Origin of the sequence: Neisseria sp., assembly GCF_030523955.1 — a bacterium.
Classification (GTDB): Bacteria; Pseudomonadota; Gammaproteobacteria; order Burkholderiales; family Neisseriaceae; genus Neisseria.
In genome coordinates this window covers 1-10,100 of record NZ_JAUNHL010000082.1, presented here as the reverse complement: position 1 = coordinate 10,100, position 10,100 = coordinate 1, and the positions used below count along the sequence as shown (strand labels likewise).

9 protein-coding genes are annotated in these 10,100 nt (G+C 49.6%); 4 read left to right on the top strand and 5 right to left on the bottom strand.

Going from position 1 to position 10,100, the window contains the following annotated elements:
- Positions 1-36 precede the first annotated feature (36 nt).
- A complete protein-coding gene (locus Q4C79_RS12400; RefSeq protein WP_303091331.1) occupies positions 37-465 on the bottom strand; it encodes an FAD-binding oxidoreductase in 429 nt (142 codons plus the stop codon).
- A gap of 42 nt (positions 466-507) precedes the next feature.
- The gene (locus tag Q4C79_RS12395; protein WP_303091330.1) at positions 508-1,449 is read right to left on the bottom strand and encodes an ornithine cyclodeaminase family protein; all 942 of its coding nucleotides are present in this window, start codon (positions 1,447-1,449) and stop codon (positions 508-510) included.
- Positions 1,450-1,690: 241 nt separating this feature from the next.
- Between Q4C79_RS12395 and putA the strand changes: the two genes are divergently transcribed.
- A complete protein-coding gene (putA, locus tag Q4C79_RS12390; protein ID WP_303091329.1) occupies positions 1,691-5,284 on the top strand; it encodes a bifunctional proline dehydrogenase/L-glutamate gamma-semialdehyde dehydrogenase PutA in 3,594 nt (1,197 codons plus the stop codon).
- Positions 5,285-5,439: 155 nt separating this feature from the next.
- Positions 5,440-6,000, top strand: a complete 561-nt coding sequence (locus tag Q4C79_RS12385) for a pseudouridine synthase (protein ID WP_303091328.1) — start codon at positions 5,440-5,442, stop codon at positions 5,998-6,000.
- A 462-nt stretch (positions 6,001-6,462) separates the two neighbouring features.
- Here Q4C79_RS12385 and Q4C79_RS12380 read toward each other — a convergent pair whose 3' ends face one another.
- From Q4C79_RS12380 to Q4C79_RS12370, 3 genes are all read right to left on the bottom strand, one after another.
- Complete coding sequence (locus Q4C79_RS12380) at positions 6,463-7,308, bottom strand: 23S rRNA (adenine(2030)-N(6))-methyltransferase RlmJ (RefSeq protein WP_303091327.1); 846 nt, start codon at positions 7,306-7,308, stop codon at positions 6,463-6,465.
- Positions 7,309-7,396: 88 nt separating this feature from the next.
- Positions 7,397-8,206, bottom strand: coding sequence for a basic amino acid ABC transporter substrate-binding protein (locus tag Q4C79_RS12375; RefSeq protein ID WP_303091326.1), 810 nt, complete (start codon positions 8,204-8,206; stop codon positions 7,397-7,399).
- An 88-nt stretch (positions 8,207-8,294) separates the two neighbouring features.
- Positions 8,295-8,546 carry a hypothetical protein gene (locus Q4C79_RS12370; RefSeq protein WP_303091325.1) on the bottom strand — a complete coding sequence of 84 codons (252 nt, stop codon included), beginning with the start codon at positions 8,544-8,546 and terminating at the stop codon, positions 8,295-8,297.
- A gap of 73 nt (positions 8,547-8,619) precedes the next feature.
- Here Q4C79_RS12370 and Q4C79_RS12365 point away from each other — a divergent pair, with 73 nt between their 5' ends.
- Both Q4C79_RS12365 and Q4C79_RS12360 read left to right on the top strand, forming a co-directional pair.
- The gene (locus tag Q4C79_RS12365; protein WP_303091324.1) at positions 8,620-9,417 is read left to right on the top strand and encodes a hypothetical protein; all 798 of its coding nucleotides are present in this window, start codon (positions 8,620-8,622) and stop codon (positions 9,415-9,417) included.
- 64 nt (positions 9,418-9,481) lie between these two features.
- On the top strand, positions 9,482-9,922 hold the full coding sequence (locus Q4C79_RS12360) for a DUF3465 domain-containing protein (RefSeq protein ID WP_368492240.1): 441 nt from the start codon (positions 9,482-9,484) through the stop codon (positions 9,920-9,922).
- The last annotated feature ends 178 nt before the right edge of the window (positions 9,923-10,100 follow it).

The following is a 10,100-nucleotide window of genomic DNA, read 5'->3' as shown; positions in this document are numbered from 1 at the left end:
TTTCTGCTGGTAAGGGGGGAGTAAAGTTTGGAATTCTTATTTTAATTCACTATAAAATGTGCCGACGAGATAATGGGATAAACCTACATCCTCCAGCAAACGTTGCCATGCCGGTACGGCTTCTGTTAGCAATGCCGATAAAGCGGTGCGAATCTCCGCTACCTTTTGAGGGCGGGCGGCGGCGATAAAATATTTCAGCCACGGTAAAGTCCGGTGCCAGTTGTCGGCCGGCATAGACAGTGGGCCATAGCGGTTCAACCATAATCGTAGCGACCGGCGCAAATTATCGGGCGTTGCCAATGGTTCCACCGATTCTGAAGCGATAAAGCCCGCATTGCCGAATGATGCACCTAACCCCGGCGGCTGTCGGTCAATAATTTTGATATGGAAACCGCGCTCCTGAAGACGCAGTGCGGTACATAGGCCGACCACTCCGGCACCTATGATCAGAGCGGTGGGTTTCATAGCGGATGCTCCTGTCGTCATTGATCATTTTACAATGTGCCGTTAAACATCTTGCGGGGCATAAGCCAATACGGCTGAAGCCAAGTCTTCCAAAGCTGTCCCCACAGCTTTATAAACTGTAATTTCGTCAGCATGTTGCCGCCCCGGATGAATGCCGCGGCACAGATCGGTTAAGGTGGCGCGGATGTCTTCCTTTTTTAAAATGCCTGTCTGAAGCGGCGACAAAATATCCCCTGCTTTGATTAAGGCTTCTTCGGTATCAATGAAAACTGAGGTTCCGTCAAAGCAGGCATCATCGCTTTCACGCATGGCCGGAGTAAAGCTGCCGATTAAATCCAGATGGGTACCCGGCTTCAGCCATGCGCGGCGGATTAGGGGCTCGGTAGACAAGGTGGCGCAGCTGATAATGTCCGCATCGGCGCAGGCGGCTGCCAAATCCTCCGCCAACGTGGCTTGAAATCCCTGTTGGTTCAGTTGCGAGACCATTTGCTCCGCTTTGCCGCGACTAGGATTCCAAACCAACACCTTATCAATCGGACGTACGCAGCGGTACGCCTCAGGCAATAGTGCGCCGACCCGTCCTGCACCCAAGACCAATAAAGTTCGCGAATCTTCACGGCTCAACCAGCGTGCCGCCAGAGCAGAGGCTGCCGCCGTACGCCGCGAAGTAATGGCATCACCGTCCAGTACCGCCACCGGCCGCCCCGTTTGCGCGTCGTACAAAATCACGACTGAATGCAAACCGGGCAGCCCTCTGATGTGATTATCGGGAAATATGGATACGGTTTTCACTGCCATCCATTTTTGCGGCAGCCAAGAGGGCATCAGTAACAGAATGCCGTCTTGGCGGTTATTGTCATCCACAATCGGATGAATGTGCCGCAGAGGAACATGGCAACCGGACACAAACATTTTTTCGATTGCAGTGAGCAATTGGTCAAACGGTAATGCCGATGTGGTATGTTGGTGGTCGAAAATCTGCATGGATGTTTCCTTGTTTCTTTATGGAATAATTATTTCCTATACGAAAATTTATATTGTAAAATAACACGTGTCAATATTTTTAAGGCAAAGAATCCGATATTTGCCTCATCAAACTCTGACGCGTGTCCAACGCGTTATTGATATACTTAACCGAATAATTTTAAAAATGATTTGAGTGTATCTGCTGAATTAAACCGGCCGACCAAGCCATAACGGTATCCCGTAAATAATGGAGAAAGCTATGTTTCAATTTACCCACCCGCAAACAGAACTACGCCGTGCAATTACCGCCGCTTACCGCCGTGATGAAAGCGAAGCCGTCGCCGATATGCTGCAAGCCGCGGCCATGAGCGAAGAAGAAAAAAACAATGCCAAGGCGCTGGCACGGCGCTTGGTTACGCAGGTGCGCGAAAACCGCAGCAAAGCCAGCGGCGTAGATGCGCTGATGCATGAGTTTTCCTTATCCAGCCAAGAAGGGGTTGCATTGATGTGTTTGGCCGAGGCTCTGCTGCGTATCCCCGACAATGCCACGCGCAACAAATTGATTCAGGATAAATTATCCGGCGGCAACTGGAAAAAACACCTTAATAACAGCCCGTCGTTATTCGTAAACGCCGCCGCTTGGGGCTTGCTGATTACCGGCAAACTGACTTCGGCCAACGACGACAAAACGCTGGGTATGGCGCTCACCCGTATCATCGGCAAGGGTGGTGAGCCGATGATACGCAAAGGCGTGGATTACGCCATGCGCCTGTTGGGTAAACAGTTTGTAACCGGGCAAACCATAGAAGAGGCGCTGCAAAACGGCAAAGAGCGTGAAAAACTGGGTTACCGTTTTTCATTCGATATGCTCGGCGAAGCGGCAATGACCCAAGCCGATGCCGACCGGTATTATCAGGACTATGTCAACGCTATCCACGCCATTGGCAAAGATGCGGCAGGGGCGGGCGTATACGAGGGTAACGGTATCTCGGTAAAACTTTCCGCCATTCACCCGCGTTATGTACGCGCCCAACACGATCGGGTGATGAGTGAATTGTTGCCCAAATTAAAGCAGTTGTTTCTGTTGGCCAAACAATATCAAATAGGTTTGAACATCGACGCCGAAGAAGCCAACCGCCTCGAATTGTCGCTTGACTTGATGGAAGAGTTGGTGTCCGATCCCGATTTGGCGGGCTTTAACGGCATCGGTTTTGTGGTACAGGCTTATCAGAAACGCTGTCCGTTCGTCATCGATTATTTAATCGATCTGGCACGCCGCAACAATCAGAAATTGATGATCCGCCTGGTGAAGGGCGCCTATTGGGATAGCGAAATCAAATGGGCGCAGGTAGACGGCTTAAACGGCTATCCGGTCTACACCCGTAAAGTTCATACCGATGTTTCCTACTTGGCTTGCGCACGCAAGCTCTTGGCGGCGCAGGATGCGGTATTTCCGCAGTTTGCCACCCACAACGCTTATACCTTGGCTGCCGTTTACCAAATGGGAGAAGGCAAAGAATTTGAATTCCAATGTCTGCACGGCATGGGCGAAACCTTGTACGACCAAGTGGTCGGCAACCAAAATTTAGGCCGGCGCTGCCGCATTTACGCACCGGTAGGCACCCATGAAACTTTGCTGGCTTATCTGGTTCGCCGCCTGTTGGAAAACGGCGCCAATTCATCGTTTGTCAACCAGATTGTCGATGAAAAAGTCAGCATAGACGATTTAATCCGCTGCCCGCTCGACGCCGCAGAAAAAACGCAAGGCAAATTACACGCAGCGCTGCCTCTGCCGCGCCAGCTGTATGGCGACAGCCGCACCAATTCGCAAGGCTGGGATTTGAGCAATGAAAACGTACTGCATTTGCTCGAAAACGAAATGAACGCTGCCGCCCAAAAAAATTATGATGCGGCTTCGTTAACCGCAGCGAGCGTACAGCATCAAGAAAAAACGGCAGTCAAAAATCCTGCCGATCACGATGATATTGTCGGTAACGTATCTTTTATCAACGCCGGTTCGATAGCCGAAGTGGTGGCTGCCGCCAAAGCCGCCGAAGCCGGTTGGGCGGCGAGCAGCGCTGCCGAGCGTGCGGAAATGTTGCGCCGTTTTGCCGATTTGCTCGAAGCGCATACGCCCGCTTTGATGATGCTGGCGGTACGCGAAGCGGGTAAAACGCTGAATAACGCGATTGCCGAAGTGCGCGAAGCGGTTGATTTCTGCCGTTATTATGCGCATGAAGCCGAAACCACCTGCGCCGGCAGAGCACCGCAAGGTACGATCGTAGCCATCAGCCCGTGGAATTTCCCTTTGGCGATTTTTGTCGGCGAAGTGGTGGCGGCTTTGGCTGTCGGCAACACCGTGATTGCCAAACCGGCGGAACAAACCAGCCTGATTGCCCATTACGCCGTAGGCTTGCTGTATGAAGCGGGCGTGCCACAGAATGTATTGCAATTGGTTTTGGGCGCCGGCGAAGCGGGCGCTGCCTTAACGCAAGACGAGCGCATCAACGGTGTGATTTTCACCGGTTCCACCGAAGTGGCCAAACTGATTAACCAATCACTGGCCAAACGCGATGACAACCCTGTTTTGGTTGCCGAAACCGGCGGTCAAAATGCGATGATCGTCGATTCCACCGCATTGGCCGAGCAAGTATGCGTAGACGTACTCAACTCCGCTTTCGACAGCGCCGGCCAACGCTGTTCGGCCTTGCGCGTATTGTGCGTACAAGAAGATGTGGCCGGCCACATGATTGAGATGATTAAAGGAGCGATGGACGAATTATCCCTGAACAATCCGATGCGGTTGTCCACCGATATCGGCCCAGTGATTGACAGTGAAGCGCAGCAAAATCTGCAAGGGCATATCGAAAGAATGAAAGGCGTCGCCAGAAGCTATCATGAATTGGAACTGCCTGAAAATAGCAACGAAGCCACATTTATCGCGCCCGTTATGTTTGAGTTGAACAACTTAAACGAATTGCAACGCGAAGTATTCGGCCCGGTATTGCACGTGGTACGCTACCGTGCGGGCGAGTTGGATCAGCTCATCGACCAAATCAACAGCAAAGGCTACGCACTCACCCACGGCATCCACAGCCGCATCGACGGTACCATCGAACATATCTGTTCACGCATTGAAGCGGGCAATATTTATGTAAACCGCAACATCGTCGGCGCAGTAGTCGGCGTACAGCCGTTCGGCGGCCACGGCCTCTCCGGTACCGGCCCCAAAGCCGGCGGCGCGTTTTATCTGCAAAAACTCAGCCGGGGCGATTGGCGGATACCCGAGCTTACCCGCAACGGCCAGGCGGATGAAGCCGCACTTTCGGTAATAGAAAAACTGATGGCGCAAATGGGCTTCAGCCATGACGAAAAAGTACGTCTCGGCCGCATCATCGGCGAAGCGCGCGTGCATACCTTGCGGCAAGCGGAAGCCATGCTGCCCGGGCCGACCGGCGAACGCAACCTGGCGCTATGGCATGCGCCGAAAAAAGTTTGGCTCTACGGCGGCAGCCTGATAGCAGCCTTCGAAGCCTGGATCAAACTGGCTGCCGCCGGCATGAAAACCGTAGTTAGCGAAGAGCATCCGCTGGCTATCTGGCGCGAGCACGCCGAAGGCTTGATTGAGGTGAGCAGCCGCAATATTCCCGCCGGTATCAGCCATCTGATTGCATTGGAAAAACCGAGTCGCGAACTTCGCCAGCAAGCCGCTTTGCAAGAGGGCGCGCTAATCAAAATCATCGATGCCGCAGAAGGCTTGGATATCCTAGCGGTATTCGAAGAAATCAGCCTGAGCATCAACACCACCGCAGCCGGCGGCAATGCCAGCCTGATGGCCATGGAGGATAGTTGAATCTTTTCAGATGATTTGTTGATCATTCTTCGATAAAAAATGCCTGTCTGAAAACAGTTTAATTATGCAAAAGCATATTGTTCTGTTTTCAGACAGGCATTTATCCCGCCCGGCAGACCAGTTACAATGCCGCATATTTATTTTGAAGCCACACCATGAGCCACCTGATTATTTTCAACAAGCCTTACGGCGTGATCTGTCAATTCGGCGAACATGAAAAACATGCTTCTTTGAAGCAATATATCGATGTACCCGGATTTTATCCGGCAGGCCGCTTGGATACCGACAGCGAAGGCTTATTGCTGTTAACCGATAACGGCAAGTTGCAGGCCCGAATCGCCGAACCGAAATTCAAGTTGGAAAAAACCTATTGGGCGCAAGTAGAAGGCAGCCCGGACGAGAGCCGACTGGAAAGTTTGCGCAACGGGGTGGATCTAAACGATTTTATTACCCGGCCGGCCAAGGTACGCTTGCTGGAAACGGCGCAAACCGATGCGCTGTGGCCGCGCGATCCGCCGATAAGGGTACGCAAAACCGTGTCGGATTTTTGGTTGGAAATCAAAATCAGCGAAGGCAAAAACCGCCAAGTCCGCCGGATGACCGCAAAAGTAGGGTATCCCTGTTTACGGTTGGTGAGGGTGGGAATAGGGCGTATCAACCTGTTTGAAGAAAAGCTGGTGCCCGGGCAGTGGCGTTACACGGAAAAACTGCCTTAAAGCGCTTATTAAACAAACGGCTTCATCATAAAATGCCTGTCTGAAAACAAGCTGAGACCTTTGCAAAAATACTTTAAAGCCGTCTGAAATGCTTAAATCCCGTCATTCCCGCGCAGGCGGGAATCCAGATGGAAATATTGAAGCATTGATTAAACAAATATAGTCGATTCAAATAAAATGTCCGGTAGAGCGCGGACGTTTTCGTCCGCTTTTTATGTATGATTCTGGATATTTTGCGGACGGGGACGTCCGCGCTCCAATCTCGGAGTTTTATTTTAAATCCACTATACTTGGATGCCAAGCGTCTGGATTCCCGCCTGCGCGGGAATGACGGAGTTCAGATTTTTTAGATAGCAATTTGAATTTTGCAAAGGTCTCGCTTTCGCGTTAGCGTTCTGGTGAAGTAATCAAAATGCCTGTCTGAAAAATTTTTGCTTTCAGACAGGCATTCAATATTGAAAATCACTGTTTATAATCCAACACATACCGCGCGCCGTCATCCTGTGCCAGCAGGCGGGTAAGGGCAGGCAGGCATTCCTTTAATTGTTCGGCCAAAAGATACGGCGGATTGATGAGCCACATACCGCTGCCGTGCATTCCGAAACCGTCGGTGCGCGGCGTATGCACGTACAATTCGGCCTGCAAATAATTTTCCGGTGCCAATTTTTTCAATTTTTCCGGCAATTTCCGGCTTTCCTCGCGCGAAAGGCAAGGGTACCACACCATATAACAGCCTTGCTCAAAGCGTTTTTGCGCTTCTTTCAAAGTACCGATTACCCGCGCATAGTCCTGTTTTTCTTCATAAGGCGGATCAATGAGCACTACTGCACGGCGTGGAGGCGGCGGCAGCAGAGCAATCAAACCGCGGTAGCCGTCTTCCTGTTTCAAAATACCGCGCCTGCCCAAACGTACTTCCTGCATATTGTGTTGCAAATGGGAAAAATCGGTAGGGTGCAACTCAAAAAAACGCAATTTGTCGGCAGGGCGCAACACTGCTTGTGCCAGCCAAGGCGAGCCGCAATAAAGATTTTCGGCGGGCAGTATGTTTTTCAGACAGGCAATAAATTCGGCCAATAAAGGCGGCAGGTTTTCGCCGGTGGTGCGCAATTTTTCAATGCCTTGCCGGTATTCGCCGACTTTTTGTGCTTCCCGGCCACCCAAATCATATAAACCTGCGCCGCTATGCGTATCGATATACCAATAGGGTTTGTCTTTACGGTTGAAATAATCCAAAACCAACCACAAAGTAAAGTGTTTCAATACATCGGCATGATTGCCGGCATGAAAAGCATGTCGGTAACTGAGCACAGTCTCGTCCTTAATTTAGAATCAAAATGCCTGTCTGAAAGCGTACTGCATGTTTTCAGACAGGCATATTAGAGCTAAAACAGCTTAATTATTTGGCAAAATATTTATTGAAGATTTTGTCGTATTCGCCGTTGGCGCGAACTTCTTTCAACGCATCGTTCAGCATTTTCAGCGTAGTCTCATCGCCTTGGCGTACGGCCAAGCCGTAGTGCTCAACTTCAAAATCGGGCACGGCAACCATGGTAAAGCCTTTATCGCTGTTGTTTTTCACATAATTGCCTACCACCGCGCTGTCGCTCACCACTGCATCCAAACCGCCGTTTTCCAGCTCTTTGATAACCAAAGTCACGTTCTCAAAGCGGGCGATTTTTTCACTGTTGTTGCCCAATATCTTGGTTACCGCAGTATCACCGGTATTACCGGTTACCACGCCGACTTTCTTGGCATTTTTCAAATCTTCTACCGATTTGATTTCCTTATTTTTCGGTACCAGAATCACTTGGGTGATTTCAAAATAAGGATCGGTAAACGCCATGGTTTGTTTGCGCTCTTCATTGATGGTTACCGCCGAAGCCAGAATATCCACATCGCCATTCTTCAGCGCAGGAAACAGGCTGTCCCACGGCTGATGTTTATATTCCACTTTAAAGTTGCCGGCTTTGGCCATTGCGTTCATCAAATCCACGTCGAAGCCCTGAACTTCGTTTTTCTCATTCAAAGATTCAAACGGCGCAAACTCCGCATTCATCGCCACGCGGTATGCTTTACCGGAAGCAGGAGCGGCAGGAGTCGAAGCATCGGAAGCCTTGCTTGCCGCCGTTTCCGTTTTACCGCCGCAAGCACCTAAAGCGAGAGTAGAGCAGGCCACGGCCAGTGCCAGCCATTTTTTCATGTTCATAACGTTTATCCTTTGATTGGTATGGTTTGATTCGTTAAATATTTTAGCATGAATTTACAAAACTGAATCTGTATTTTCAACACATGTTTTAATATTCTTTTTCCCTGAAGAAAGAATAGGTTACATCATGAAACAAATCCACGTGCGGGCTGTCTTCATAGCTTAGCTCCGCTAGCGCATCCTCAAAAGCCAATTGAATCGATTCCACCGCATTCTGTGCCGTTTCACCGGGTAGGGCACGGATTAAGCCTTTCAAAGCGGTAGAGAGTACACGGTTCTGCATACGTAAAACCTCCGTGGTTTCCTCCAGAAACTCCAGCCGTTTCTCAATGTCGCTCATGATGTTCTTCCGAATAATCTGTTAAAATATCGATTATTATAAGCCTTTAAATACCATTAAAGAAAGTAGCAAAATGAACGACCGCCGCCCGTTCCCGCCAGACAACCGACACAGTACTTATTCCGCCGAAAGCCAGCAAGAAGAATGGGAGCGTAAACTGCAACAATTGCGCGAACAAAACGGTGTCGCGCCCCCCTCGCCGTATGCTACTCAAAAACAAACGCCACGCACCAATGCCATCCGTCCGCAATCCGCCATTAAAAACATGGCGCAAGCAGAGGCTCGCGAAAAAGCTTTGCTGGAATATCTGCGCCAGTGGCAGCAGGAAATAAACGCTAATTTTGACGAAGAACAGCCGGAAGAAGATGCTTCCGTATTGTTACAGGAAGATTGGATCAGCGCTCAAACTGCCTTACAAGGCGAAGTGGACGAAAGTATCATCGAGAAAACCAGCACCGTGTGGGTAAACCCCAAACACGGAGCCTTACCAGAGCCGGTAATGGAACAAGCTGAAATTTTTGAAGAAAGCGGCACAGAAGAAGAAAAAATCGTGCCTTCTACCGTACGTCCCGAAAACATTCCGGTAACCATCAACATTATCAACCCTCATGTCGCCCCTAATCTGCCGGCGATGTGCCTGTCTGAAAAAGAGCTGCTCGATAGGCTGACACGCAAACTGCTGCCACACCTTACCGATGCCGTCTCCGGCATGATACGCACGGTGGTGCAAAAGCAAACCGCAGCCATGACTTATCAAATCCAGCAATCATTGGCACAGGAAGCGCCCAATATCGTCAAAGAAGTTCTCGACCATAATCTACGTACCGTAATGAAAGACATTCGCTACGATTTAAAATACAAACGCCGTTAAGGCAAAGGCCTGTCTGAATGAAAAAAATAACTGGCTGTGGCTGATACCCGCAGCAGCTATCTTATTGTATTCACAATGGAATAAACAAGATAACCACAATTACGCCGATAACAGAAATGCCACAAGCAGCCAAACCCAAACGGCTACCAGAAGCAGCCAAAATACCGTAAATGGTGATAACGCTTTAAAACAAGCTTTTGAAAACAAAACAAGTAATCTGCAGGTACAAGGCAGCGGTACAGTCACCAAAACGCTTCCTGACGACAACAAAGGCAGCCGTCACCAACGCTTTATCTTAAAACTGGCCAACGGCCAAACTTTATTAGTCGCACACAATATCGATTTGGCACCGAAAATTAAAGGCTTGAAAAAAGGCGATACCGTTGGTTTTAACGGTGAATACGAATGGTCGGAACAAGGCGGCGTCATCCATTGGACGCATCATGATCCGGCCAAACGTCATGTAGACGGCTGGTTGGAGTATAACGGCCAACGTTATCAATGATTGATTATCAAACAAAAAACGGTGAGAAGAAAAAAGTAGTCGGATTTATACTCTATTGATGGACACACTATAAATTTCGCATAATCATAATTATGTTAAATTATATACAACAAACCTCACGTAGTATAGTGAATTAAAATAAGAATTCCAAACTTTACTCCCCCCTTACCAGCAGAAA